Origin of the sequence: Streptomyces sp. NBC_01351, from assembly GCF_036237315.1 — a bacterium.
GTDB lineage: Bacteria > Actinomycetota > Actinomycetes > Streptomycetales > Streptomycetaceae > Streptomyces.
The window spans coordinates 5,346,519-5,371,402 of the sequence record NZ_CP108356.1; the positions used below are offsets into that span (position 1 = coordinate 5,346,519).

Genomic DNA, 24,884 nt, shown 5'->3' on the forward strand with positions numbered 1-24,884 from the left:
GCCCCTCCGCACTAAGCTCGCGCGCTTTGGCCGACGTAGGAACGACCTGGGAAAGGGAGGGATACGGTGCGGCATCAAGCACGTGGGAGAGCGCTTCTCTACCTGGTGGTGGCCGCGGGCGGGTTCCGGCGCTACGCCACTTACGGGACGGCGACGGTGGCCGGGGTGTTCACCAACACCGTGTTCGGTTTCATCGTCGCGTACACGTACATCGCGCTGTGGGACGAGCGGCCCGGGCTCGGCGGCTACGACCAGGCGCAGGCCCTGACCTTCGTGTGGGTGAGTCAGTCGCTGCTCGCCGCCGGGGCGCTGATCGGGGGCGGCTTCCAGGAGGAGATCCAGGAGCGGGTCCGTACGGGTGCGATCGCGGTCGACCTGTACCGGCCGGCGGACCTTCAGATGTGGTGGCTGGCCGCCGATATGGGCCGGGCGGCCTTCCAGTTGGTGGGGCGCGGGGTGGTCCCGCTGGTGGCGGGGTCGCTGGTGTTCACGCTGGCGCTGCCCGACGATCCGGTGCGCTGGCTGCTGTTCCTGGTGTCCGTGACGCTCGGCCTGGTGGTGAGCTTCGCGCTGCGCTACCTGCTGGGGCTGCTGGCGTTCTGGCTGATGGACGGTTCGGGGATCAATCTGATGGCCACCGTCGTCTCGATCTTCTTCTCGGGGATGCTGCTGCCGCTGACGGTCTTCCCGGGCGGTTTCGGCGAGTTGGTGCGGGCGCTGCCGTGGGCGGCGATGCTCCAGGTTCCGGTGGACGTGCTGATGGGCAAGCACGCGGGGGCCGGGGGCGCGGCCGAGGCGCTGGGGTTCCAGGCCGGGTGGGCGCTCGTACTGCTGGGCGTGGGGCGGCTGTTGCAGGCGGCGGCGACGCGGAAGGTGGTGGTGCAGGGTGGCTGAGGGTGCGGTGCTGGTGGAGCGGGGGCGGGAGCGGGGGCCGGAGGCCGCCGAAGTGGTGGTGCGGCGCGGCCGGGTGGTGGAGGGGGTGCGGGGCTACGGGCTGATCGTGGCGATGTGGATCCGGTCGACGATGACGTACCGGACGTCGTTCCTCCTGTCGGCCTTCGGGAACGCGGCGATCACGCTGCTCGACTTCGTCGCGATCTACATCATGTTCTCCCACGTGGACGTGTTGGGCGGTTTCACACTGCCCGAGATCGCCCTGCTGTACGGGTCCTGCTCGGCCTCCCTGGGCCTGGCGGATCTGCTGCTCGGCAATACGGACCGGATCGGGGCCCGGATCCGGGACGGTTCGCTCGACACGATGCTGGTGCGCCCGGTTCCGGTGCTCGCGCAGGTCGCGGCGGACCGGTTCGCGCTGCGTCGGCTGGGGCGGGTGCTGCAGGGGCTCGGGGTGTTGGCCTGGGCGGTGTCGGCGCTGGACGTGGACTGGACGCCGGGCAAGGTGCTGTTGGTGCCGGTGATGATCGTGGCGGGTGCGGCGATCTTCGGTGCGGTGATGGTGGCGGGCGCGGCGTTCCAGTTCCTGGCGGGTGACGCGGCGGAGGTGCAGAACTCCTTCACGTACGGCGGCTGCACGATGCTCCAGTACCCGCCGACGGTGTTCGGGAAGGACCTGCTGCGCGGGGTGACCTTCGTGGTCCCGCTGGCCTTCGTCAACTGGCTGCCGGCGCTGTACGTGCTGGGGCGGCCCGATCCGCTGGGGTTGCCGGGGTGGGTCGCGTACGTGAGCCCGCTGGTGGCCTTCGCGGTGTTCCTGCCCGCGTCGCTGGCGTGGCGCGCGGGTGTTCGTTCGTACCGGAGCACGGGGAGCTAGACGTGGGTGTGGTGGATGCGCTGATCTCGCTGGACGGGGTCGAGAAGGTCTTCGACGTGAGGCGCCGGGTGGGCCTGATGCGCCGGGAGAAACGCCAGGTCAGGGCGGTGGACGGGATCAGCTTCGAGGTGGCCCGGGGCGAGATGGTCGGCTACATCGGGCCGAACGGTGCCGGGAAGTCGACGACGATCAAGATGCTGACCGGGATCCTGACCCCGAGCGGCGGCCGGCTGCGGGTCGCGGGCATCGACCCGGCGCGGGAGCGGATGCGGCTCGCGCACCGGATCGGGGTGGTGTTCGGGCAGCGGACCACGCTGTGGTGGGACCTGCCGCTGAAGGACTCGTACGGGCTGATGCGGCGGATGTACCGGATCCCGGAGGCGCGGTTCCGTTCGAATCTGGAGCGGTGCGTGGACCGGTTGGACCTGGCGGAACTGCTGGACGTGCCGGTGCGGCAGCTGTCGCTGGGGCAGCGGATGCGCGGGGACATCGCGGCGGCACTGCTGCACGATCCGGAGGTGCTGTACCTGGACGAGCCGACGATCGGGCTGGACGTGGTGAGCAAGGCGAAGGTGCGGGGCTTCCTGCGGCAGTTGAACGAGGAGCTCGGTACGACGGTGCTGCTGACCACGCACGACCTCCAGGACATCGAGCAGCTGTGCGAGCGGGTGATGGTGATCGACCACGGGCGGCTGATGTACGACGGCCCGCTGGGCGGGCTGCACGCGGCGGGGTCGGCGCACGAGGTGGAACGGACCCTGGTGGTCGACCTGGAGCGGGAGCACGCGCCGATCGAGGTGGCGGGCGCGCGGGTGGTGAAGGTGGAGGGGCCACGACAGTGGCTTGCGTTCCCGGCGGGGGCGTCGGCGGCGCCGCTGGTGGCGGCGGTCGCGGCGGAGTATCCGCTGGTGGACCTGTCGGTCCGGGAGCCGGACATCGAGGACGTGATCGCGCGGATGTACGACGGGCGGGGGTGAGGCGGGGGCGGGGCGCATGGGAAGCGGGGTCAGGGACCGGATAAGGGGTAAACCGGGGTCGATCTCCGGGTGCAACTCCGGGTCCGACCCATACAACTTGCGGTGATCCCTGCATAGTCTGGTGTGCATGAGTGACGAGCGGCCGGAGAAGCCGTTGCCGGAGCTGAGGGCGTCGGATGCCGACCGGGACCGGGTGGTGGAGCGTCTGCGTGACGCCGTCGCCGAGGGCCGGCTCGACATGGAGGAGTTCGAGGAGCGGCTGGAGGCGGCGTACAAGTCCCGTACGTACGCGGAGCTGGAACCGCTGACGCGGGACCTGCCGGCGGTGTCGGGGGACGGGAGCTCGCTCGCGTCGCCGGTCCCGCTTTCCGCGTCGGCTTCCGGTTCCGGTGCGGCGTGGCCGGCCCGTATCGGCGGCACGGGTACGTCCACCACGGCCGTGGCGATCATGTCGGGCTTCCAGCGCAAGGGCCGGTGGACGGTGCCCGCCCGCTTCGACGCGGTGGCGTTCTGGGGCGGGGGTGAGCTGGACCTGCGGGAGGCGAACTTCGCGCAGCGCGAGGTCGTGATCAACTGCGTCGCGATCATGGGCGGCATCCAGATCACGGTGCCGCCGGGCATCGCGGTCGACGTACGGGGCATCGGCATCATGGGCGCCTTCGACCAGCGCGAGGGCAGTGGCCCGACGGAACCGGGCGCGCCGAAGGTGGTCGTGACGGGGTTCGCGTTCTGGGGCGGGGTGGAAATCAAGGTCAAGGCGCCGAAGCGCCCGCTGGGCGGCCCGTCGCTGCGCAAGGAGCTGTAGCGGGGCCGCCGTTGCTTGGCGGCACCGTGTGCGCCTCAAACGCCGGCGGGGCTGAGGGTGCCCCCTGTACCGGGGTCGGCCTGTTGGGGCGGTGCCCCGCCGGAGTGTCTCCTCGTCCTCGCGCACTGAGCCGCCGCTTCGAAGCGCAAGCGTGGTTGCGCGCTCGTCCTGCGGGGACACTCCGCCGTGTCCCCGCCCCAACGCGCGCTCCCGGCCCACGGGGCGGGGTCTGGGCCGTCTGGCCGGTCCGCGGGGGCACTCCGGGGCGTCCCCGCAGGACGAGCGCGCAACCACCCTCCACTTCGAGAGGTGCCTTGGTGCGCGAGGACGAGGAGACGCCCCGGAGGGACACCGCGGACCAACCCGACGGCCAAGACCCCCGCCCGGGGGGGCAAACCCAGCCCCGCCGGCGTTTGAGGCGCACGGTGCCGCCCGGCAGCGGCGGCCACCCGAACCGCGCACCCCCCCGCGGGAGCGAAAGGGCGTGGCGGGAACTCCTGGGACCTCCCGGGAGTCGGATGCTATGCAGACAAAACCGGCGCCCCCGGGGGAAGGCAGGAGCACGTGACGAACCGCACCACAGCCGGAGGTGGCGGCCGCGGCGACGGCGGCGACACGCTGGCCCCACCCAGACCTGCGGCGGCCAAGGCGGCCGCGGCCGCGTTCGTCTTCAACGCCGCCGACGAGGAGCGCCGCCGGGGTGTCCGCCGGATGAAGACCACCGCGACCGGTCTCCTGATCCTGGTCGCGCTGATCTACGTACTGGCCAAGGTCGCCCAGCACGCATGGGGCGCCGGCGGCTGGGCCGGCTATGTCGCGGCCGCCGCCGAGGCCGGCATGGTCGGTGCGCTCGCGGACTGGTTCGCCGTCACCGCTCTGTTCCGGCGGCCGCTCGGCCTGCCCATCCCGCACACCGCGATCATTCCGACGAAGAAGGACCAGCTGGGCGTCTCCCTCGGGGAGTTCGTCGGCGAGAACTTCCTCTCCTCCGACGTGGTCAAGGCCCGCCTCCACGCCCTCGGCATCGGCGGCCGCCTCGGCGCCTGGCTGGCCGAGCCCGCGCACGCGGACCGGGTCACGGCGGAGCTGGCGACCGCACTGCGCGGAGCGCTGACCGTGCTGCGCGATTCCGACGTGCAGGCCGTCGTGGGCGAGGCCATCACCCGCCGCGCGGAGACCGCCGAGATCGCGCCGGGCATCGGCAAGACCCTCGAAAAGGTCGTCGCGGACGGCGGCCACCACCGCGCCGTGGACCTGGTCTGCACCAAGGCCCACGACTGGCTCGTCACGCACGAGGCCTCGATCACGGACGCCGTCCAGGGCGGGGCCCCGGGCTGGACCCCGCGTTTCGTGGACCGCAAGGTGGGCGACCGCGTGTACAAGGAGCTGCTCCGCTTCGTCACCGAGATGCGCGACATGCCGCAGCATCCGGCGCGCGGGGCGGTGGACCGCTTCCTGACGGACTTCGCGGCCGATCTCCAGTCGGACACGGAGACCCGCGCCCGCGTCGAGCGCCTGAAGTCCGAACTCCTCGCCCGCGACGAGGTCCAGGACGTGATCAGCTCCGCCTGGATGGCCATCCGTACGATGATCATCTCGGCGGCGGAGGACGAGCGCAGCGAACTGCGCCTGCGCGTCCGGGCCTCCCTCATCTCCCTGGGCGCCCGCCTGGCCACGGACGGCCGCCTCCAGCGGAAGGTGGAGGGCTGGATCGAGGGCGCGGTCGTCTACGTGGTCACCACCTACCGCACCGAGATCACCTCCCTGATCACGGACACGGTGGCGGGCTGGGACGCCGAGCACACGTCCCGCAAGATCGAGGCCCACATCGGCCGCGACCTGCAGTTCATCCGCATCAACGGCACGGTGGTCGGCGCCCTGGCGGGCCTGCTGATCTACACGGTGTCCCGGGCGCTGGGGGCGTAGGGAGGGCTACGCGCTCAGCCGCGGTCGGCGACGGCCCAGGAGGCGGCGGCGACGACCCCGGCGGCCCCGAAGACGGCCGGCCACGCGCCGACCTTCTTGGCGAGCGGGTGCGCGCCCGCGAAGCCGGCCAGGTAGAGGGCCCCCAGCCCCGCCGCCGCGGGGGCGCCGCACTGCCGGTGCCATTCCCGTCCGGCCGCGAGGCCGGCGGCGCCGAGCACGACTCCGCCCAGGGGCCGCTTCCCGGTCCACCGGGCGACGGCGTACCCGCCGACCAGTCCGGCCGCCGCCACCACGGAACTCGGTACCCGTGCCATGTCGAATTCCTCGGATCTTCTCGTCGTATGGGCTTACCCGCGAGGCTAACGCGGCCGCCCGGCCATCCGGCGGCCGCCCAGTACTCCCATCAGCAGGAGCACGGCTCCGCCGATCACGGCATCCGGCAACACGTCCCGCAGTGCGCGCGGCAGCAGGGCCACGACACCCAGGACGAGAAGAAAGGCGAGAGCGCACCGGCCGGCCGCCCGAATCAGTCTGTCCACGCTTCCTCAACTCCGGCGCGGGGTTTCCCGACACGGAGGGCGGGGAGGGGATTTGTCGCACACTCGCCGGATCCGTGCGATGTGCGTCTTCGGAACCCGAACGGCATAAATTCGCTCTCCCCACCCAAAGGGGAAAATCCCCACCGGTCACACCGCCCCGACCGCTCGACATCAGGAGCCAGGACATCGTGATCTGCTACGGACCGGCCGTCCTCGACCTCGCGGACGAACTGGTCGACGCCTACGCCGACGTCTTCTCCGCCCCGCCGTGGAACGAGGACGAAGAAACCATTCGCCAGTTCGCGTCCCGCCTCCAGGCCGACAGTCGGCGCCGTGGATTCCGTACGGCCCTCGCCCAGTCGGCGACCGGCATCGACGGCTTCGCCACGGGCTGGGTCACCCCGGCCGCCTTCCCCAAGGACCGCGCGTACGCCCAGGTCGCGGCGCAACTCGGGCCCGCCCGCGTCCGGGAACTCCTGACCGGAGCCCTGGAGATCGACGAACTCGCGGTACGCCCCTACGCGCGCGGGCGTGGCACCGGCCGGGCCCTGCTCACCGAGATCACCGCCGACGCCCCGGACCGGCGGGCCTGGCTGCTGACCTCCCGCCTCGCCACCGACACGGTGGCGACGTACCGCCGCCTGGGCTGGCACGAGGTCTCCGCCCTCCCCGGCACGGAGACGGGAGTGATCGTCTTCCTGTCCCCGGACCACCCGAACCGCTGACGGGTACGCCGTTCCGGAACCGGGCATACCCGCCGCATGATCACCGCACAGCAGCCCAGGGTGGCCCGTCGGCAACTCGGCCTGGCCACCCGGCACCAGTTGGTCACGGCCGGAGTCCCCGACGGCACGATCACTTCCCGCACCCGCCCGGGCGGCCCCTGGCAGCGCTTGCTGCCGCGCGTCTACTTCCTCCAGACCGGCCCACCGGACCGCCGTCAGTGCGCCCTCGCCGCAGTCCTGTACGCCGCCGAGCCCGCCTCGGACCCGCTGGCCGGCGACACGGCCGCCCTCACGGGCGGCGCCGCCCTCGCCCTGCTCGGCATCCGCGAGGCCCCGTACGCTCCGGCCGACGTACTGATCCGCGCCCCGCGGAGGCTCACCGCCACCGCCGAGGTCCGCCCGCTCGCCACCTCCCGCTGGCCGGGCACGATCAACGTCTCCGGCATCCCCGCCACCCGTCCCGTCCGCGCGGCGGCCGACTTCGCCGCCCGCGCCGACCGCCCCGACCGGATCCGTGCGGTCCTCGCCCACGTCGTCCAGGCCGGCTGGTGCCACCCCCGCGACCTGCACGCCGAACTCCGCGCCGCCCGCCTCCTCACCCACCCCGCCGTCCGCGCCGCCGCGGCGGAACTCCTCGCGGGAGTCCGCTCCATCGCGGAGGCCCAGGCCCGCGACACGCTCTCCGCGACGGACCTCCCGCCCCCACTGTGGAACGCCCGCCTCCACACCCCGGACGGCACCTTCCTGGCCAGCCCGGACGCCTACTGGCCCGACGAGGGCGTCGCCCTGGAGATCGACTCGGCGGAGTACCACTACACCCGCGACTCCTGGCACGCCACGCTGCGCCGCCGCCTGCGTCTGGAGTCCCACGGCATTCTGGTGGTCAGCGCCACCCCGTCGATGATCCGCGACACCCCGAAGGAAGTCCTCGCGGCCCTGCGCGCCTTCCTGACCCTGGCCGCCACCCGCCCGACCCCGCCGACGGCCCTCGCCCGCGGGCACCGGCAGCCACCGCTCCCGCTCTGACTCGGCCGATGGCGGGCGGTTCACAATGGTGGCGTGAAGAAATTGGCGACGACGGCCACCGTGCGCACGCGAATGAGCCGCCAGAAGAGCCGCGATACCGGCGTGGAAGTGGCCCTGCGCAAGGCGTTGCACGCCAGGGGAGCGCGGTACCGGATCCACCGGAAGCCGGTGAAGGGCGTGCGGCGCGAGGCAGACATCGTGTTCGGGCCCGCGCGCGTGGCCGTGTTCGTGGACGGCTGCTTCTGGCACGGCTGCCCCGTGCACGCCACGTGGCCGAAGAACAATGCCGAGTTCTGGCGCACCAAGATCGAGGGGAACCGGCGTCGGGACCTGGACACCGACGTGCGGTTGGCCGAGGCCGGCTGGTTGGCCGTGCGGGTCTGGGAGCACGAGGGGGCGGACGAAGCGGCTGCGCGCGTGCTGGACGTCGTCGCGAGTCGGCGCGTGGGCGCGAGCGCGGGCCCGGAGGCCGGAGCGTGAGGTGAGCGCCGCCTCCGTCCGTGCCCCGGTCCGTCAGCTGTTGTGGGCCAGGAAGGTGTGGATCGCCTTCGCCAGCGTGCTGCCGAGGCCGACGGGGACGGCGTTGCCGATCTGACGGGCGATCTCGATCTTGGTTCCGTACCACTTGAAGGTCTCGGGGAACCCCTGGATGAGCGCGGCCTCGTAGTGCGTGATCGGGCGGTCCTCCGTCGGGTGCAGGTAGCGGCCCTTCTCGGGCTTGAAGAACTCCGTCCGGATCGTCACCGAGGGCGTGTGCGGCCGCATGCGGCCCATGACGTCGCCCGATCCGGAATTGTGGTTGTCCCAGCTCTCGGTGGAGAGGTAGAACTCCTGCCCCTTCAAACGGCCGTATCCCTTGTCGGTGGAGAGACGGATCCGGCCGGTCCGGTCGAGGCGGTAACTGACCCCGCGGAGATCGTTCCGGTTTCCGCCGTTCTTCTTGATCGCCATGTACCGGGCGCGGGAGAGATCCTCCGGGTTCCGGCCGAAATGGAGATCGGTCGTGAGGTAGTGCCCGGGGACGGCGCCGGCGGAATCCGCCTCGTCGCGCGGATCGGGCATGCGCTCCAGGACCGGGCGGTTCGCGGAGACGTCGAAGACCTTCGACACCGGAACCCAGCGCGGCAGCGCCTGACCACCGGTGACGGAGTCGAAGAGGGTGTCCTGCGCCTCGTCGGTCACGTACCCGTTCTTGTGGTGCGTCGGTACCGGGTGCTCCAACGGCCGGGTGAAGTCCTTGTGGGTGCAGATCACGATGACCCGACGGCGTGCCTGCGGGACCCCGTAGTCGGCGGCGTTCATCACGGCGGGCACCACCGTGTAGTCGTGCAGCGGATGCCCGGGCGTCGTCGAAGCGGAGAGCAGCTCCGCGTACTGGGGGGACTTCAGGAAGCGGTCCACGTTCTCGATGACGAACACCTTGGGGTGGACCTTGGCCACCACCCGCACGTACTCCTGCCAGAGCTCGTTGCGGGGATCCGTCGGATCCTCCTTGCCGAGCCCGGAGAAGCCCTGGCAGGGCGGACCGCCCATGATCACGTCGACCTGGCCCTTGAAGGGGGTGGGATCGAATCCCGCGATGTCACCGGCGAAGACGTGCGCACCACCGAAATTGGCCGCGTACGTGGCCGCTGCGGCCCGGTCGAATTCGACGGCGGCGACCGAGGTGAACGGGCTCGCCGTCCCTTCGGGGGTGTACAGGCTGAATCCGGAAGAGAAGCCACCAGCCCCGGCGAACAGGTCCATGACGCGGATCTGCCCAGGTAGAGACGGCTGGAGCTGCTTTCTGGTCATGAGGGTCAAGTGTAATCACCGAGCCGGGGCCCCACGGCGCCGTTCGCGCGGCCGATCAGGCTCGTAGTGCGGCGGCGACGGCCGCGCCCAGCACGCGTCCCACGGGCGGTGGCGAGGCATGGCCCACCTGCCGGTACATCGCGGTCTTGCGGCCCTCGATCCGCCACGAGGGAGGGAACCCCTGGAGCAGTGCGGCCTGGGCCACGGTCAGCGGCATCATGCCCGCCCGACCGAGCTCCGGATCCCAGTGGAAACCGGCGTCCGGCACGGCGTCCGCCACCGTCGCCCCGTCGATCCCCATGCGTGCCCACGCGCGCTTGGACCCCGTCGGTCCCAGGTCCGCGCCGCCGCGTTCCCAGGAACCGCCGACGAGGGTGGGGGCGGGCTGGTCGGCCTGCGCCGCCCACCTGCGCGCCTCGGCCCAGCCGCCGGCGGACATCGATTCCAGCAGGGCCTCGCCGACCGTCCTGTGCGGATCGGTCGTCGGAGCCGGCTGGACGAAGGCGTCGAGCAGGTCGCCCTTGAAAGCCACCAGAATTCCCTGACGGCGGGTTTGCGGAACGCCGAAATCGGCCGCGTTCAGGACGAACCACGTATGCCGATAGCCCAGGTGCGACAGCTCCTCCGTGACGTAGGAGCGGATCGCCTCGTAGGCGGGCTTCGTCGCCAGGTCGGGCACGTTCTCCACGAGTACGGCCCTGGGCTGCACGCCGTGCAGCAGCAGCATCGTGGCCCGCAACAGTTCGAGTTCGGGCTCGCTGTCCCGGCGTGCCGCGGTGGCCGCCGCCTTCACCCGCGGCAGGCCCGCCGAGAGCAGGTCCACGTCGTAGGTCTCGGTGTGCTCGACCGGGTCGAAGTCGAGCAGGTTCGTTTCGAGGACGTTCCAGGAGGAACGGTTGGCACGCAGGGTGCGGCACGCGACCTCGCGGTTGTCGAGCAGGAGGACGGGGTCGAAGCCGGCCTCCTCGAGCCCCAGCGCCAGTCCACCGGCGCCCGAGCAGATGTCCAGGGAGCGGAGCCGTCCCGTGGTGTCCGTGTTCATGCCGCCCCCTGGGTCCCGGCGCGGGCGGCGGTGGGACGGCTGACCGTCCCACCGCCGCCATGCCCGGGATCAACTCTTGTCGATCTCCGTGACGTCGATGATCGCACCGGCCTTGGAGGAGATCGTCGTGAACTGGACGACCTGCCCGTTCGCGCTGTGGGCCGATGCCGGCGCCACGAAGGTGAACGCCGTGACGATCCGGCTCGCGTCGACCCGTCGATCCGCGCCGATGGAGCCCTGATGGGCCGACTCGATGACGGGGTACAGGACGATCGCGCCACGGCGGTCGGCCACGAGGGCCTCCGTGGCCCCGTCGCCCGAGGAGCCCAGGGCCCCCGCGATCCGGTGGGCCACCCCACGGTGCTTCTTGTCGCTGATCGCTCCGAAGAGGGGTCCCCGCTCGGCGCGGCGGTCACGCGAGAACCACGAGTACGACCGGCCCGCCGAGCCGAGGGTGACGGTCTTGGCCTCCGAGCCCGAGGCGTGCTGCGGAGCCAGTACGACCCAGTCGTCCACCTTGCCCGCTTGGGTGATCTCCGAGAGGTACCGGAGGTGCGGAAGGAACTGCTCCGGAACCTCCCAGCGCAGATCGCGGAGGGTGTCCAGGATCGTGGCGGCGGGGAAGATCCCGCTCAGGGCGCGGAAGCGGTGGACGAGGTTGCCCTCGTCCGGGAAGTGGTACCCGTACGTGGTCGCCTGCGAACCGAGGGATTCGAGGTACGGAAGCCACAGCTCGGTGTTGTGCCGGAGGTCTTCGCCCTTCTGTGGATAGGCGGTGGGCTCCTCCCAGCACCCGGCGGACCGTACGAGCACCAGCCTGGCGTTGTACATCTTGTTCGGGCTCGCCGGCCTCAGCCACGGCAGGTGCTGGGACACCAACGGAGGGATCTCGGCGGGCGTGATCTGCGGCCGACCGTCCACCATCGCCGCATACCTGCGCAGCTCCGAACGGAATGCCTCCTCGTCGAGGCAGATCGCCTGGAAGGCGTCGTACAGATCGACCTCGGTCCGCCCCATGGTCTCCCTGCGCCCGAGGTAGAGACGTACGAGATCGCGGTATCCCCGGCGGAATCCGAACCAGCGCCCCATCTGCATGAGCGTGGAGGCGTTTCCGGCCCGACGGCGGAAGAACGACACGGTCAGCCCCTCGACCGTGAACCCGCGTGCCAGCTTCTGGCCCCCGATGAGGATCTTCCAGACAGGCCGCTTGTCGAAGTCGGCCTCGCCCGTCTCCAGGTCCTTGTCGCCGTTCACGACGATGATCGGTTGACCGTCACCGCCGATGCGTACGCTCGCCGGCCCGACGTAGCGCATCAACTCGTCGTAGGAGGCGGGTACCGCCTGCCCGTCGGCGCGGACCCGCGACACCGGGGCGACGTCCGTCTCGAAGAGCTTCCGCAGCCGCTCGTGCCCGCGGGGGCCGGTGTAGCCCGCGTCGTGCCACAGGTTCAGGACCCGATCGTGCAGATCACGGTGGATTCCCGTGCGCACCGACTCGTGAACGAGCATCGTGTGGTGCTCGAAGTAGCCGTCACCGAGGCCGCCCGCGTCCTCCCGGTACAGCTTCATCGCGGCCGTCAGCACGAACATGTCCATGGCCTGCCGCAGGCAGGTGTCGTCCTCCGCGTCGTCGACGATGTCCCGGACGTGGGCCTTCTCGTTGGAGTTCGCGACGGTGCGCTCGTGCTCCTCCACCTCACCGTCCAGATCGTGGAAGTCGCGCGCGCCCATGTATCCGTCGGGGCGGGGCAGGGAGATGAGGAAGTCCTTGGGGAAGATGTCCTCGGTGTCGCTCGGGTCAACGAAGACGTTCGCGAAGGGCGTCGCCGTGTAGCCCACGTACTGCGCGCGCGGCAGCATGTTCAGCAGCTTCGAGATCTGCTCGTTGATCGCGCTGCGCCGGACGTCCGGCTTGGAGGTGTTGACCGAGGCCTCGTCCGACTCGTCGTCGATGATCAGGACGGGGATCTCCGCCAGCGGGGTCTTGATCTTTCCCAGGTCCTTGACGAGCTTGGCCAGCACCGTCTTGTTCTTCTTGACCACCATCAGGCGTGCCGACGAGCGGTGCAGGTTCTCCCGGTCGTACAGCGGAAGGGCCGGTTCCCGCTTCTCGAACTCCAAGGCGGTGATGCCCTGCAGCAGGCTCTTGTAGTCGTCGTCCCGCGTGGTCATCCGCACGATGTCGAACGCCCCGAGCGCGGACGGAAGACTGCCGTGGGACACGAACTTCCCGGCCGCCCAGGCCGGGTCGTCGGCATAGTCCGATTCCAGCTCGCCGGCTCCGCGCAGGATGTTCTCCTTGCCGACGAGTTCCATGTCGAGGCGCCGCTGGGTCTGGGCGCGCAGCATGTTGAGCGTTCCCCCGAGAACGATCACCAGGCGGTAGCCCGCGTCCACGGCCTTGGCCATGACACCCGTGAAGTTCGCGGTCTTCCCGGACTGCACGTAGCCCACGACGAGACCCTTGGACTGGTACACCTCCGAGTCCGTCGGGTCGGCCAGCCGTTCGACGACCTGGTCGGTCGCCGCGTCCAAGGCGGCCACGGCATCGGCCGGCCACCCCTTGGCGGCGAGCAGCCCGCGATAGGCCGGCCAGTAGTGGGGGCGGCTGAGCTGGGACTGGGGCGTGTACCAGGGCTTGTGCTCCGGGCTGATCACCACGGAACCCGCCGCCTTCGACACGGGAATCAGCCCGTCGAGCAGCACGCGCGTCGCCTCGTCCAGCTTCAGCAGGCGATGGACCTCGGCCCGGCGCTCGTCCGTGCGCGGCGGGGTGTCGGTCCAGGTCGGCCGGTCGGAGTAGTCCCATCGCGTGAGTTGCCTGCGCCAGAGCTCGACCAGCTGATGCGTCGAGCGGGCCTCCTTCAGCGCCGCCTGGAAGTCCGCCTCGTGGGCGTACGCCGCGGCTTCCGGGGCCATGTCCTCGGCCTGGTACACGAGGGCGCGGGCCAGGTTCTTCGGCTTGCTGCCGTCGAGGTCGGCCAGTACGGCACTGTGCAGTTCGAGCCGGAGGGTTTCGCTGTTCGTCAATTCGGGGTCCTCGTCGGGCACGGAAGACGGAATTCGGTGAGGTCGACCGGCGAGCCGGGCACCGAGCTGAGATGGGTCACGTCCATGCGGTAGTCGATCGACGAGACGTGCTCTCGTACGGAGAGCGGAATCATCGACTCGGTCAACCGCGGCAGCTGATCGGCCGGGACGAGCAAGGGCGCCGTGCGCAGGGTCCAGCGCTCGTCGTCCGGGTCGCCCTCGCTCCAGCCGCCGGCCGCGAGAGCGTCTTCGAGGCGTACGGACGCGATGCGGTCCGCCGCGCGGGCGTCACGGATCACCTCGGCCACCGACTCGCGCAGGGAGCACCCGCCGAGGCCACCGCGCGTCAGTTGGAGAGAGGCGAACCACAAGGGTCGCCCGGGGGTTTCCGTGAGCTGGTGCACCCCGTGAACCGTGTGCCGACGCACCTCGGAGGCGGTGGTCTTCACCTCGAGATCGGCGCCGGGCAGTCCGAAGTCGTGCTGCTCCCCCTTCGGGCCGGTCCACGAATCGACCGCCCGGGCCCACCCGTGGGAGCGGGCCACGGCGTACAGCACCGCGAGTTCGCCGTGCAGCCCGATACGACGCTCCACTCCGAGGCCGCGCGGCCGGTCGAGCAGCCGACCCCAGGCGTGGACCGTCTCTTCGAAGGCCTGCGCGAGGTCCCGCTCGCCGGTGACGACGCGGTCGGCGACGGCGATGAGCAGATCGTGGAAATCGCGCATCAGCCCCACGTGGGTGGTGCGGATGCGAGCCATCCGAGTTCCGTCGCGCCACACCTGGTCGATGGCCACCGCCGGGAGCGACGAGCGCGGGGGCTGCTGGTGGCGGTCGAGTTCCACCTGTAGGGAGATCTCCTGCCCGCCGTCCCCGATCTCGTACCAGACCGTGCGTTCCGAGATCGGCGCGGAGAGCCGGTAGCCGGCGGCCTGCCGCGCCCCGAGATAGTGTTCGACGGTCGACCAGGGGAGTTCCGGGGATCCTCCGGCGTCAGTCATCGTCGCCCATGCGTTCCAGTTCGGTGCGGGCGGCGGCCACCAGGATGGACTGCCACAACTGAAGGTTGTCCTTTTCTCGGCTCCCGCTGTATTCCTTCTCGAACACCTGGTGGAGCAGGAGGTACATGAGGGATTTCAGGGTGGGGGCGTCATTGAGGCCGCCGCGCCTTCCGCCGAGAATCGCCGACCGGTAGTGGTGATTCAAGACGATGGTCCGGTTTTCCCTGTCGACGTCGAAGAACAGGCTGTTGTCCAGTGCCTGCCAGCGGACGGCGATGGGTTCTTCGCCCGGCAGCAGGGGCAGCTCGTCCTCGATCGCCTCTCGTACGGCGGGATCGAAGCCCTTGCCCGGTCCGACCACGGACTTTCGGGCGGTTCCCGCCCGCTTGCGCGCCTCGCGGTAGACCGACTCGGCGTCGGCGACGTAGTCGAGGAAGCGCCGCCCCTCGGCGTCCCGTGCCTCTTCCAAAGCGGCGACGAACTCGGGGGACACCTCCACGCCTTCCTTTTTCACGGTGAGGCGGAAGACGTCGTTCCCGTGCGGCGGAAGGTCTATGGCCACGCGGGAGAGGGAGAGGTGCTGATCCGGCTGGCGGAAGTTGTTCCACCCGCCTGCCTGGACGAGACGATTGTGCCGGTAGAAATAGAAACCCTGGCGTTCCAGGACGGAGCCGACCGCCTTATAGCCGTCCAGGGTCGACTTCGCCGGCCAGACGTGGGCGTCGAGGGATACGGGGAGGACGGAATCGAGATTTACGGTGAAGCGCCGAGGGTAGTCGGCGTGGCCCGGGACCGGATATCCGAACGGGTCGAGGGGCTCGACTCCGAAGTTCATGTACTCGGTTCCGGTGTTCACGTCCTCGACCGCGATCGTGATGTTGAAGTCGTCCCGGGCGAGGAACCGGTGCAGGTAGAGACCGAGCTGGAGGCCGAGCCGGTTGATGGTCCGGTGCAGGTAGCGGTCGGTTTGCCCGCCCCCACCGTTTCGGGGGAAGTTCTTCACCCCGTCCCAGCGGATGACGGTGCCCTGCCAGGTGATAGGCCGCTCGGAATACCGGTCGATCAGTGTCTGTGCGTAGTCGGCGGCCACGATGTCGCACTGATAGCCGTTCACCGCCCGCTCCATGAGCCAACGGCGACCAACGGCCCTGGTCCTGCGCGTCTTGCTCACGACCGTCACCGCGGACGCGTGACTCAGGGACGCGGACTTCAATCCGGTGCCGAACATTCCGAGTGCCTCGGACGCGTAGTCGCGTCGACCTCCGACGGTCATGGCGACGTCGAGTTCCTCGTCGGTCATCCCCTTCCCGTCGTCGATGACGAGGAGGCTTACGAGCCGGTCCTCGTCGCGAAGGAAGTGGATCACCACGTCCCGGGCTCCGGCGTCGATGGAATTGTCGACGAGATCGGCGATGGCGACCTCGAACCCGTATCCCTGGCTGCTGAGCGCCTCCATGTACCGGGCGTCGGGAGGGAGGTGCTTGCTGCCCGTGGTGGGAACTTCGAACTGCCAGTCGTCGGTCATTACCTGCCTCGGGGGTCGTCGAATCGAGGAGGAGCCTAATCCGCGCGCGACACCTGCTGCAGGTCCGGGTGAAATCGGCCGGGATCGAAGGCGATCGACGGCGATCGGCGGCCAGGAATCAGGGGCCCGTGACCCCGTGGCACTCGCTGTACGGCTTGCCCGAGGCGCACCAGCATGGGGCCGTCGGGGTCGGGGGCCAGGGGGTGGCCTTGCCGCGGGCTGCGAGGGTCGTGGCGTATTCGGCCAGGAGGGACGGGGAGGCCGGGGAGGTCTTTTCGGAGGCTGCGAAGGCTTCGTAGGACGGGACGCTCGCCGTGACGATGCCGAGGTTCGTCGTGCCCGAGGCGGCCAGGGTGCGGAGGGAGGTCTCGATGCCGGACAGGTGGGCCTCGTGTGAGGGGTACTCCGCGGCGAGGGTCGGGTACGAGGTGAGGAGCTCCGCGAGCTCGCGGGCCGGCCAGTGGAGGATCGCCACCGGGAAGGGGCGGGAGAGGGCGGCGCGGCGGTCGCCGAGTTCGGCGCGGAGGCGGGCGATCTCGGCGCGGAGTTCGGCCGGGTCGTCGGAGCCCAGGGCCCAGATGCGCTTCGGGTCGTGGAGTTCGTCGAGCGGGATCGGGCCGATGTGGCGGGTGTCCGCGACCATGTCCCAGTCGTCGTGGGGGAGGGCGAGGAGCCGGCGCACCCGGTGGCGGCCCGTCAGGAGCGCGGTGGTGGCCGGGGTGAGGGGGGTGGAGTTCGAGATGAGGAGCGTTGCCGCTTCGGTGAAGCAGGAGTGGGCGGCCTCCAACTCGTCGTGGGCTTCCAGGGCTTCGGCGATGACCTCCCAGGGTGCCGGGTCCATCGGGGAGGCCGCGCGGATGCCGGAGATCAGGGCGCGGGCCTCCGGCTCGTGGCCGTACTCCCAGAGGTTCGCCGCCTGCAGGGCCTTGATCAGGTGGGGGTCGGCCGGGGAGGAGGAGAGGAGTTGGTCGTACAGCGCGCTGGCGCGGTCCCGGGCGTCGCCCAGTTCGAGGTGGGCCGCGGCCTGGAGGAGCAGGGGCTCCTGGTCCTCGGGGTAACGGGTCGCCGTGCGGATGAGGCGCTCGGCTTCGGCGATGTGCTCGGCAGGCGTGTCAGGGCGCATGGTTCACACCGTACTGCTGCTGGTCAGTTGGCGGGGGAGGACTTAGGGTGCGGCCCGTGCGAGATCGTGTGGAGCGCGTACCCGTGGTGGTGCAGGGGGGCGGTCGGCGGGGGCGTCTGGCCGGTCTCGCGGGGGTGTTGTGGGCGGTTGCCGAGATGACCGTCACCGTGGGCTTGGTGGTGCTGTTGCTGGTGGTGCACCAGGTGTGGTGGACAAATCGGCAGGCTGTTGCCGCCGCGCGGGATCGGGTCGAGGCCCTGGAGAGTGAGTGGGGTGGTCCACCCCGTCCGGTTCCGGTTCCGGCCCCTGCGGCTGATGAGGTTCCCGTGCCTGAGTCCCCGGGTCCGGGTCCAGGTCCCGGGGATGTTCCGGTCGTCGAGGAATCCGGTGCGGTGTCGACGCCGTCCCGGAAGCCTCCGGCTGGTGGTGCGCCTGCGCGGCAGGACGCGTACGCCGTGTTGCGGATTCCGCGGCTCGGGCTCGTCGTGCCCGTCGCCCAGGGGGTCGACAAGCGGGCCGTGCTGGACAAGGGGTACGCCGGGCAGTACCCGGGGACCGCGCAGCCCGGGGCGCGGGGGAACTTCGCGCTGGCCGGGCATCGCAATACGCACGGGGAGCCGTTCCGGTACATCAACCGGTTGCGGGCGGGGGACGAGATCTTCGTCGATGTGCGGGGGCGGCGGTACGTGTACGTGGTGGGGAAGGTGCTGAGTGAGACGACCGAGCGGGACACGGGGGTGATCGCGCCCGTGCCGCGGAGCGTCGTGAAGCCGGACTACGGGTACGGCGAGCCCGGCGCGTACATCACGCTGACTACGTGTACGCCCGAGTACTCATCCAAGTACCGGCTGGTGGTGTGGGGGAAGCTCAAGGAGTAGAGGTCGGATCGAGTCGGGTCGAGTCGGTTCGGGTGATCGGGGCCGGTTGTCGGTGGGTCTGGTTAGTATCGGTGAGTAGTGCGTCTCGTACGGGAGTTCGTGCGCCGGAGTGGGCAGGGGGGTGGGTTGCATGGGCTGGCGAGAGATGGGCCGACGGCTGTATTCCTCCTGGTCTGTGCTCGGGCTGCTTCCGCTGGTGCTGCTCGGGGGAGTGCTCGGGCTCTTCGCCGGGGAGGGCGGGCTCGGGGTCGTGGTGGTTGCCCTCGCGGCCACCGTTGCCGTGGGGGCCGCGGCGCTGGCCGCTGCCGCGCGGCTCGTGCGGCCCGTGCCGCCGCATCGAATACGCACCGCGATCCGTGATCGCGAGCAGCGCACGGCGTTCCTGCCGCAGCGCGATCCCGATGCCTCGGGCCGGTCGCGGCCCAGGGCGCCCGGCCGTCTCGTCCTGACGGCCGCGTAGGGGCGCCATCGCGTTCCGCTTGCTGATCACCGTTGCCGCCCCGCGTGGGTCGTCACGCCGAAGTTCTCTTTTCTTCGACGTTCGACGAGACCCCTCGGAGGGCCCGCGTGTCCGTTCTTTCTGGTGTTGTTGTCGAGCTGGGCCGGCTTCTTGAGCCGGTGCTGGCCGAGTCCGCGACCGCTGCCGCGATCGTGCTGTTCACCGTGCTCGTGCGGTGTGTGTTGTACCCGCTGAGCAGGGCCGCCTTCCGGAGTGCGACCCCGGTGGCGGGGTGTCTGCCGTTGCTGTTGCAGCTGCCGGTGTTCTTCCTGATGTACCAGGCGTTCTCCTCGGACGGTGAGCTGCTCGGGCATCGTCTGTTCGGTGCGCCGCTGGGGGCCCGGTGGGGCGACGCGCTGGGGGACGGCGGGCTGCTCGGGGCGCAGGGGCTGGTGTTCCTCGGGCTGTTCGCGGCGATCGCGGTGGTCGCCGCGTGGAGCGCGGTGCGGGGGCGGCGGGCCGCCGCTGCGGCGCCGACGGTGGCGCCGACCCCGGTCCCGGCCCGGGCCGCGGCTTCGGGAGGGGTTCCGGCCGCGATGAGTGCGGAGCAGCAGGAGGCGATGCGCAGGCTGGGCGGCGTACTGCCCCTGCTGTCGTTCGGGACGCTGATCACGGCAGCGGTGGTGCCGTTGGCCGCCGGGCTGTACCTGCTGACCACCACCGCGTGGTCGGTGGCCGAGAGGGCGTGGCTGCAGTCGCGTGCGGAGGCGCGTGTGGGGGCGAGTGTGGAGGCGCGTGTGGGGGCGAGTGTGGAGTCGCGTGGGGAGGCGAGCGGAGGGGGGCGTTCCAGGGTGTGAACAGGGTCTTGCGGAATGGGCCGGTTTCTTGGAGGATCGACCAATCCTCCGATGGCCGCAACCCATCGGCCGGCCCGTGGCATGCCCATGGGCCGACCACCCACGACCACGGGAGAATGCCCATGAAGCTGCTGCGTGTCGGACCCGTCGGGTCGGAGCGCCCTGCGCTGCTCGACCAGGACGGGACCCTGCGTGACCTGTCCGGCCTGATCACGGATGTGGACGGCGCCGTGCTGGCCGATGACGCCGTGCTGTCCCGGGTACGGGACGCGGCGGCATCCGGGGAGCTTCCCGCGCTGGACGCCGAGGGGCTGCGCATCGGTGCGCCGGTCGGCCGCATCGGCAAGATCGTGGGCATCGGGCTGAACTACTTCGGGCACGCGGCGGAGATCGGCGCGGAGCCGCCGGCCGAGCCGATCCTGTTCCTGAAGGCCGCCGATACGGTCGGCGGCCCGGACGACACCGTGCTGATCCCGCGCGGCAGCGTGAAGACCGACTGGGAGGCCGAGCTCGGCGTCGTCATCGGCAGTACCGCCCGCTACCTGTCCTCCGCGGAGGAGGGCCTCGCGCACGTCGGCGGCTACGCGCTGGTCAACGACGTCTCGGAGCGCGAGTTCCAGATCGAGCGCGGCGGCACCTGGGACAAGGGCAAGAACTGCGAGACGTTCACCCCGATCGGCCCGTGGCTGCTCACCGCCGACGAGGTCCCGGACCCGCAGGTCCTGGACGTGAAGCTGTGGGTCAACGGGGAGCTCAAGCAGGACGGCAACACCGCCGACCAGATCTTCCCGGTCGGCGAGGTCGTCCGGTATCTGAGCCAGTTCATGACCCTGTACCCGGGCGACGTCATCGTCACCGGTACGCCGGGTGGCGTGGCCATGGGCCAGCCGGAGCCGAAGCCGTACCTGCGGGCCGGTGACGTCGTGGAGCTGGAGATCGAGGGTCTGGGCCGTCAGCGCCAGGAGTTCAAGGGCGCGTAGCCGCCAGGTGTGGGGGAGGGGCGGGGCTGCCGGTGGCAGCCCCGCCCCTCTCGCGTTCTCGGTGTGCGGCCCGCCGACCGGTTACAGGTCTACGGTCACCCCGTCGCGGGATGACCTGCGCGCCGCCTCCAGGACGTCGAGGCAGTGCGCGGCCTCGTACGCCGTGACCGGCGCGGGCCCGCCCTCGCGCAGGGCGGCGGCCACGGCCGCGTAGTACGCGGGGTAGTCGCCCGGGGCCGTGCGGACCGGGGTGCCGCCGCCGGTCAGCGGGGACTCGCCGGAGCCCAGGCGGCCCCAGAGGTGCTCGGGCTCCTCGCCCCACGGGGTGTCCGCCGTCGGTCGCAGGCCCTCGCGGAGGGCGCCCTCCTGCGGGTCGAGCCCGTATTTGACGTAGCCGGCCCGGGAGCCGAGGACGCGGAAGCGCGGGCCCAGCTGGGCGGTGGTCGCGCTGACGTAGAGGTGGGAGCGGACTCCGCCGGCGTGGGTGAGGGCGATGAAGGTGTCGTCGTCGGCCTCGGCGCCCGGGCGGCGCACGTCGGTCTCCGCGTAGACGCGTACGGCCGGGCCGAAGAGCACCAGCGCCTGGTCGACGACGTGGCTGCCGAGGTCGTACAGCAGGCCGCCGATCTCCTCCGGGGCGCCGGACTCGCGCCAGCCGCCCTTGAGCTGCGGGCGCCAGCGCTCGAAGCGGGACTCGAAGCGCTGGATCTCGCCGAGCTCGCCGTCGGCGAGGAGGCGGCGCAGGGTGAGGAAGTCGTTGTCCCAGCGGCGGTTCTGGAAGACGGAGAGGAAGGTTCCGCTGCGGTCCGCGAGGGCGGCGAGTTCGCGGGCCTCGGCGGCGGTGGCGGCGAGCGGCTTGTCCACGACGACGGGGATGCCGGCGCTGAGGGCGGTGGTGGCGAGCGGGACGTGGGTCTTGTTGGGGGAGGCGATGACGACGAGGTCGAGGCCGGCCGTGTCCCCGCCGAGCGCCCGGTCCCACAGCTCCTCGGCGGAGGTGGCGATGCGGACGTCGGGGAACTCGGCGCGGGCCTGGGCCTGCCGGGCCGGGTCTGAGGTGACGACCGTATCGAGGACGAGCCCGTCGGTGGCGGCCACGAGGGGGGCGTGGAAGACGGAACCGGCGAGTCCGTAGCCGATGACGCCGACGCGGAGGGGTGTGGTGCGCATGGGATTACTTTGGCAACAGCGTTGCCGAAGTGCAAGGAGGGTGGAGAATGGGCGGGTGAACAGGGGTAGCGGCAGCGGGGACGGGCCTGGTGGGCGGGGCGGGCAAGGTGGTCAGGCCGGGCATGCCAGGCGTGGTGGTCAGGGTGGTCAGGGTGGGCGCGGCGGGGTGAACCTGCCGGGGTTGCGCGGGCACAACGAGGCCCTGCTGCTGGATCTGCTGCGCGGCGCCGGCACGGAAGGGCTGGGCCGCGCCGCGCTCGCCGCCCGTACGGGGCTCACCCCGCAAGCCGTCAGCAAGATCACGGCGCGGCTGGCGGCGGAGGGGCTCGTCGCGGAGGCCGGCCGCGCGGCGTCCACCGGAGGCAAGCCGCGGACCCTGCTCCGGCTGGTGCGGGAGGCGCGGTGCGCGGTCGGAGTGCAGATCGACAGGGACGAGCTGCGGGCGGTACGGGTGGACCTCGCGGGCGGCGTCCTTGCCGAGACGCGTGATCCGCTGGACTTCGGGGCCGGGCCGGACGCGGTGGTGGAGGCGGTCGTACGGGCCTACGCGCGGGTGCTCGACCCGGCCGGGCCGGCGCTGCTCGGGGTGGGGGTGGCCGCGCCGGGGCCGCTGGATTCCGGGGCCGGGGTGATGGGGCGGGTCACGGGGTTCCCCGAGTGGGAGGGGTTTCCGCTGCGGGAGGTGTTGGAGGGGCGGTTGGGGGTGTGGGGGTCGGTGCCGGTCCCGGCGCCGGCGCCCGTGCCGGTGTGGGTGGACAAGGACACCAATGCGGGGGCTGCGGGTGTCGGGGCCGGTGTGGGTGCCCGTGCCAGTGCTGCGTATGTGCATGTCGGGACCGGGATCGGTGCGGGGTTGTGGCTCGGCGGCGGGGTCTATCGCGGGGGCCGGTCGGCGGCGGGGGAGTTCGGGCACCAGGTGCTCCAGCTGGACGGGCCGCCGTGCCGGTGCGGGGCCCGCGGGTGCGCGGAGGTGCTGTGCCTGGCGGCGGTGGCCCGCGGGGACCTGGCGGAGGCCGCGCGGATCCTGGGGGAGGGGGCGGCCAACCTGGTCGCGCTGCTGGACGTGGACCGGGTGCTGCTGGGCGGGCGGGTGGTCGAGGCGGACCCGGAGGTGTTCGTGGCCGGGGTCCGCGGGGTGCTCGCGGCGCGGGGGCTGACTCCGAACCCGCCGGTGGTGGGGGTGGCGCCGGTGGGGGTGGCGGCGGGGGCGGCGGAGCTGGCGCTGGCGCCGTTCTTCGGGCGAGCGGGGTGAAGGTTGAGGGGTGCTGGGCCCAGGCGGGGTCGGGTTGTGCGGGGTGGTGTTGGTGCTGGGGCTCCGCCCCAGACCCCGCGCCTCGAACGCCGGCGGGGCTGGAAGTGGGCCCGGCGGGGTCGGAGTGTGCTCGGCGGGGCCGGAAGTGGACCGGCGGAGGCGGAGTGTGTCCGCGAAGGGTGACGTGTGTCCGGTGAGGTCGGGTGGACGGCCTTGAATCGCCCTGGGTTCGTGGGCTATTCGGGGGTAAAGCGGGAGGGGTCGGGCGTGCCCTGCGGCGTGGCGGCGGGCTGGCGTGGCAGGGTGCGGGCAGGGCCGGGGTGATTGTCAGCTGGTCCGACCATCGTCCCGTCCGGCGAGTAGTGAAGGTCTTCCATGCGGCGACTGCGCAAAGCTCTGGCACTGACCGCAGTGCTCTCCGCCGCCATGGTCGCCACCGCACCCACCGCCGGTGCGGACATCGGCACCGGAGGCGGGGCCCGCCCCGCGCCCGCGCTGCCCTCGCGTGCGCTCGCGACCTGCGGGGACGGGAAGAGCGCCGCCTTCCCCATCGGGGCGCGGATCCGCGGTGGGCCGGCCGTGTACCGGACCGGTGGCGGGGCGCAGAGCTGGTACCTGGACCTGACGAACACCACGGGCTCCCAGTGCACGGCCATCCACCCCGTCGTCGTGTTCACCGACAAGGCCCGCGCCCTGCGCCCCGCGCACCTGCGCATGGACTTCGATGCCCCCGCGGGGACCTTTCCGGTCAGTCTGGAGCGGTCAGACCGGGACGAGATCATCGCCGTGTTCGACGGCGGGGACGCCTTCCCCGGGTTCACCGTCGGCGCCGGCGGGTCGCTCACCGTCAAGGTCTCCCTCGCCTTCGCCCCCGACGCCCCCACCGGAGAGGTCGTCGCCGACGCCGCCCTCGTTCAGCGCAAGGGCGACGACGGCGACTGGATCGGGGAGGCGGGTGGCTACCGGTTCACCGTCGAGGGGCCGGACGGCGGCCTCGGCGAAGCCGGCTCCCTGGCCCACACCGGCCACCGCGACCGGGTGTACGGCGCGGGCGCCGTCATCGCGCTCGTCGCCGGCGGCGGGTTCGTGCTCGGGGCCCGGCGGCTGCGAACCCCGGCGCGTTGAACCCGCGAACGCTGCCCCCCGTGCTGCCCCCCGCCCGCTGAACCCCCGTACGGCCGCGGGGACATCCGGCCCGCATAGAGTCCCACCGTGGAAGAACAGAACCTGCCGCACCGCCCCGGCTCACCCGTGCGCTCCGGCATCCCCGAGCACGGCCGCATCCCCAAGTACTACGCAGTCAAGGCCAGAATCGCCGGTCTGCTCGACGAGCTCGGCGAGGGCGGCCTGCTGCCCACCGAGCGCGACCTCGCCGAGCGGTACGAGGTCTCCCGCGAAACCGTCCGGCAGGCCCTGCGCGAGCTGCTGCTGGAGGGCCGGCTGCGCCGCTCCGGGCGCGGGACCGTCGTCGCCGGGCCGAAGCTGGAGCAGCCGCTGTCCCTCGCGAGCTACACCGAGGGCGTGCGGCGGCAGGGCAGGCGCCCGGGGCGTCATCTCATCGGCCTGGAGCAGTTCCCCTGCCCGCCCGACCTCACCCCCGGCATCGGTGCCGAAGCCGGCGAGCCCGTCTGGCACCTGGAGCGGGTGCTGCTCGCGGACGACGAGCGCGTCGGCCTGGAGAGCACGTACATCCGGGTGGCCCGCGCACCGCGCCTGGACAGCGATTTCAAGCCGGATTCCTCCTTCTACGGATATCTGCGCGACAGCCTCGGGATCGCCTTCGGCGATGCCGACGAAAAGCTGGAGACGGTCCTCGCGACCCCCCGCGAAGCCCTGCTGATCGGCACCCCGCCCGCCCTCCCCATGCTGCTCATCCACCGTTTCTCGCGGGACGCGGACGGCCGGCCGCTGGAGCGGGTGCGTTCGCTCTACCGTGGTGATCGGTTCAGCTTCACGACCCGCCTGCGACCCGAATAGCCCAGCTGGAATCCGTACATAGGGGATGAAAAGGGACGCGGTCGGATCAC

General features: G+C 71.4%; 24 protein-coding genes. 15 read left to right on the forward strand and 9 right to left on the reverse strand.

The window, feature by feature from the left end; genetic code table 11:
* Positions 1-66 precede the first annotated feature (66 nt).
* The 5 genes from OG625_RS24620 (at position 67) to OG625_RS24640 (ending at position 5,479) form a co-directional block, all read left to right on the forward strand.
* Positions 67-894: an ABC transporter permease gene (locus OG625_RS24620; RefSeq protein ID WP_329385039.1), complete on the forward strand. Its 828-nt coding sequence runs from the start codon at positions 67-69 to the stop codon at positions 892-894.
* Positions 887-1,771 (forward strand): ABC transporter permease, encoded by an 885-nt coding sequence (locus tag OG625_RS24625; RefSeq protein ID WP_443067766.1) that lies wholly within the window; start codon positions 887-889, stop codon positions 1,769-1,771. The genes OG625_RS24620 and OG625_RS24625 overlap by 8 nt, the downstream gene beginning before the upstream one ends.
* 2 nt (positions 1,772-1,773) lie before the next feature.
* Entirely contained in the window at positions 1,774-2,748 is a 975-nt protein-coding gene (locus tag OG625_RS24630) for an ABC transporter ATP-binding protein (protein ID WP_329385041.1), read from the forward strand.
* Positions 2,749-2,875: 127 nt separating this feature from the next.
* Positions 2,876-3,553, forward strand: a complete 678-nt coding sequence (locus tag OG625_RS24635) for a DUF1707 SHOCT-like domain-containing protein (protein WP_329385043.1) — start codon at positions 2,876-2,878, stop codon at positions 3,551-3,553.
* 564 nt (positions 3,554-4,117) lie between these two features.
* Complete coding sequence (locus OG625_RS24640; RefSeq protein ID WP_443067767.1) at positions 4,118-5,479, forward strand: DUF445 domain-containing protein; 1,362 nt, start codon at positions 4,118-4,120, stop codon at positions 5,477-5,479.
* Positions 5,480-5,493: 14 nt separating this feature from the next.
* On the opposite strand, the gene OG625_RS24645 is transcribed toward OG625_RS24640, so the two are convergent.
* Positions 5,494-5,793, reverse strand: coding sequence for a hypothetical protein (locus OG625_RS24645; protein WP_329385045.1), 300 nt, complete (start codon positions 5,791-5,793; stop codon positions 5,494-5,496).
* Positions 5,794-5,838: 45 nt separating this feature from the next.
* Positions 5,839-6,018, reverse strand: a complete 180-nt coding sequence (locus OG625_RS24650; RefSeq protein WP_329385047.1) for a hypothetical protein — start codon at positions 6,016-6,018, stop codon at positions 5,839-5,841.
* A 188-nt stretch (positions 6,019-6,206) separates the two neighbouring features.
* On the opposite strand from OG625_RS24650, the gene OG625_RS24655 reads away from it, so the two are divergent.
* From OG625_RS24655 to OG625_RS24665, 3 genes are read left to right on the forward strand one after another with little or no spacing between them, the layout of a single operon-like run.
* Positions 6,207-6,743 carry a GNAT family N-acetyltransferase gene (locus OG625_RS24655; RefSeq protein ID WP_329385048.1) on the forward strand — a complete coding sequence of 179 codons (537 nt, stop codon included), beginning with the start codon at positions 6,207-6,209 and terminating at the stop codon, positions 6,741-6,743.
* Between the two features lie 36 nt (positions 6,744-6,779).
* Positions 6,780-7,769, forward strand: a complete 990-nt coding sequence (locus OG625_RS24660) for a hypothetical protein (RefSeq protein ID WP_329385050.1) — start codon at positions 6,780-6,782, stop codon at positions 7,767-7,769.
* A gap of 33 nt (positions 7,770-7,802) precedes the next feature.
* Positions 7,803-8,249 (forward strand): very short patch repair endonuclease, encoded by a 447-nt coding sequence (locus OG625_RS24665; RefSeq protein WP_329385052.1) that lies wholly within the window; start codon positions 7,803-7,805, stop codon positions 8,247-8,249.
* A gap of 33 nt (positions 8,250-8,282) precedes the next feature.
* On the opposite strand, the gene OG625_RS24670 is transcribed toward OG625_RS24665, so the two are convergent.
* From OG625_RS24670 to OG625_RS24695, 6 genes are all read right to left on the reverse strand, one after another.
* Positions 8,283-9,563: a DNA cytosine methyltransferase gene (locus OG625_RS24670; RefSeq protein ID WP_329385054.1), complete on the reverse strand. Its 1,281-nt coding sequence runs from the start codon at positions 9,561-9,563 to the stop codon at positions 8,283-8,285.
* 55 nt (positions 9,564-9,618) lie between these two features.
* Positions 9,619-10,605 (reverse strand): DNA cytosine methyltransferase, encoded by a 987-nt coding sequence (locus OG625_RS24675; RefSeq protein ID WP_329385056.1) that lies wholly within the window; start codon positions 10,603-10,605, stop codon positions 9,619-9,621.
* A 69-nt stretch (positions 10,606-10,674) separates the two neighbouring features.
* Positions 10,675-13,635 (reverse strand): Z1 domain-containing protein, encoded by a 2,961-nt coding sequence (locus OG625_RS24680; RefSeq protein ID WP_329385058.1) that lies wholly within the window; start codon positions 13,633-13,635, stop codon positions 10,675-10,677.
* On the reverse strand, positions 13,632-14,633 hold the full coding sequence (locus tag OG625_RS24685) for a PD-(D/E)XK motif protein (RefSeq protein WP_329385060.1): 1,002 nt from the start codon (positions 14,631-14,633) through the stop codon (positions 13,632-13,634). Before OG625_RS24685 ends, OG625_RS24680 begins: the two co-directional genes overlap by 4 nt.
* A complete protein-coding gene (locus tag OG625_RS24690; RefSeq protein WP_329385062.1) occupies positions 14,626-16,158 on the reverse strand; it encodes an ATP-binding protein in 1,533 nt (510 codons plus the stop codon). The genes OG625_RS24685 and OG625_RS24690 overlap by 8 nt, the downstream gene beginning before the upstream one ends.
* Positions 16,159-16,276: 118 nt before the next feature.
* Positions 16,277-17,281 (reverse strand): SEC-C domain-containing protein, encoded by a 1,005-nt coding sequence (locus OG625_RS24695; protein WP_329385064.1) that lies wholly within the window; start codon positions 17,279-17,281, stop codon positions 16,277-16,279.
* Positions 17,282-17,349: 68 nt separating this feature from the next.
* On the opposite strand from OG625_RS24695, the gene OG625_RS24700 reads away from it, so the two are divergent.
* The 4 genes from OG625_RS24700 to OG625_RS24715 all read left to right on the forward strand — a co-directional run bounded on the left by OG625_RS24700 (position 17,350) and on the right by OG625_RS24715 (position 20,435).
* A complete protein-coding gene (locus OG625_RS24700; protein WP_443067906.1) occupies positions 17,350-18,159 on the forward strand; it encodes a class E sortase in 810 nt (269 codons plus the stop codon).
* Between the two features lie 130 nt (positions 18,160-18,289).
* Positions 18,290-18,619, forward strand: a complete 330-nt coding sequence (locus OG625_RS24705; RefSeq protein ID WP_329385066.1) for a DUF6412 domain-containing protein — start codon at positions 18,290-18,292, stop codon at positions 18,617-18,619.
* A gap of 107 nt (positions 18,620-18,726) precedes the next feature.
* Positions 18,727-19,455 (forward strand): YidC/Oxa1 family membrane protein insertase, encoded by a 729-nt coding sequence (locus OG625_RS24710; RefSeq protein WP_329385067.1) that lies wholly within the window; start codon positions 18,727-18,729, stop codon positions 19,453-19,455.
* Positions 19,456-19,577: 122 nt separating this feature from the next.
* The gene (locus tag OG625_RS24715; RefSeq protein WP_329385069.1) at positions 19,578-20,435 is read left to right on the forward strand and encodes a fumarylacetoacetate hydrolase family protein; all 858 of its coding nucleotides are present in this window, start codon (positions 19,578-19,580) and stop codon (positions 20,433-20,435) included.
* 81 nt (positions 20,436-20,516) lie between these two features.
* Here OG625_RS24715 and OG625_RS24720 read toward each other — a convergent pair whose 3' ends face one another.
* A complete protein-coding gene (locus OG625_RS24720) occupies positions 20,517-21,605 on the reverse strand; it encodes a Gfo/Idh/MocA family protein (RefSeq protein WP_329385071.1) in 1,089 nt (362 codons plus the stop codon).
* Here OG625_RS24720 and OG625_RS24725 point away from each other — a divergent pair.
* The 3 genes from OG625_RS24725 (at position 21,604) to OG625_RS24735 (ending at position 24,834) form a co-directional block, all read left to right on the forward strand.
* On the forward strand, positions 21,604-22,857 hold the full coding sequence (locus OG625_RS24725; protein ID WP_443067768.1) for an ROK family transcriptional regulator: 1,254 nt from the start codon (positions 21,604-21,606) through the stop codon (positions 22,855-22,857). The genes OG625_RS24720 and OG625_RS24725 overlap by 2 nt on opposite strands.
* Positions 22,858-23,232: 375 nt before the next feature.
* Positions 23,233-23,982 (forward strand): hypothetical protein, encoded by a 750-nt coding sequence (locus tag OG625_RS24730; protein ID WP_329385075.1) that lies wholly within the window; start codon positions 23,233-23,235, stop codon positions 23,980-23,982.
* Positions 23,983-24,069: 87 nt separating this feature from the next.
* Positions 24,070-24,834: a GntR family transcriptional regulator gene (locus OG625_RS24735; protein WP_329385077.1), complete on the forward strand. Its 765-nt coding sequence runs from the start codon at positions 24,070-24,072 to the stop codon at positions 24,832-24,834.
* Positions 24,835-24,884: the final 50 nt, after the last annotated feature.

Excerpts from the sequence above, each read along its gene's own strand:
- OG625_RS24635 (WP_329385043.1), top strand. The coding sequence starts at position 2,876 with ATGAGTGACGAGCGGCCGGAGAAGCCGTTGCCGGAGCTGAGGGCGTCG.
- OG625_RS24645 (WP_329385045.1), bottom strand. The coding sequence starts at position 5,793 with ATGGCACGGGTACCGAGTTCCGTGGTGGCGGCGGCCGGACTGGTCGGC.
- OG625_RS24660 (WP_329385050.1), top strand. The coding sequence starts at position 6,780 with ATGATCACCGCACAGCAGCCCAGGGTGGCCCGTCGGCAACTCGGCCTG.
- OG625_RS24670 (WP_329385054.1), bottom strand. The coding sequence starts at position 9,563 with ATGACCAGAAAGCAGCTCCAGCCGTCTCTACCTGGGCAGATCCGCGTC.
- OG625_RS24675 (WP_329385056.1), bottom strand. The coding sequence starts at position 10,605 with ATGAACACGGACACCACGGGACGGCTCCGCTCCCTGGACATCTGCTCG.
- OG625_RS24685 (WP_329385060.1), bottom strand. The coding sequence starts at position 14,633 with ATGACTGACGCCGGAGGATCCCCGGAACTCCCCTGGTCGACCGTCGAA.
- OG625_RS24690 (WP_329385062.1), bottom strand. The coding sequence starts at position 16,158 with ATGACCGACGACTGGCAGTTCGAAGTTCCCACCACGGGCAGCAAGCAC.
- OG625_RS24695 (WP_329385064.1), bottom strand. The coding sequence starts at position 17,281 with ATGCGCCCTGACACGCCTGCCGAGCACATCGCCGAAGCCGAGCGCCTC.
- OG625_RS24705 (WP_329385066.1), top strand. The coding sequence starts at position 18,290 with ATGGGCTGGCGAGAGATGGGCCGACGGCTGTATTCCTCCTGGTCTGTG.
- OG625_RS24715 (WP_329385069.1), top strand. The coding sequence starts at position 19,578 with ATGAAGCTGCTGCGTGTCGGACCCGTCGGGTCGGAGCGCCCTGCGCTG.
- OG625_RS24725 (WP_443067768.1), top strand. The coding sequence starts at position 21,604 with ATGGGATTACTTTGGCAACAGCGTTGCCGAAGTGCAAGGAGGGTGGAG.
- OG625_RS24720 (WP_329385071.1), bottom strand. The coding sequence starts at position 21,605 with ATGCGCACCACACCCCTCCGCGTCGGCGTCATCGGCTACGGACTCGCC.
- OG625_RS24730 (WP_329385075.1), top strand. The coding sequence starts at position 23,233 with ATGCGGCGACTGCGCAAAGCTCTGGCACTGACCGCAGTGCTCTCCGCC.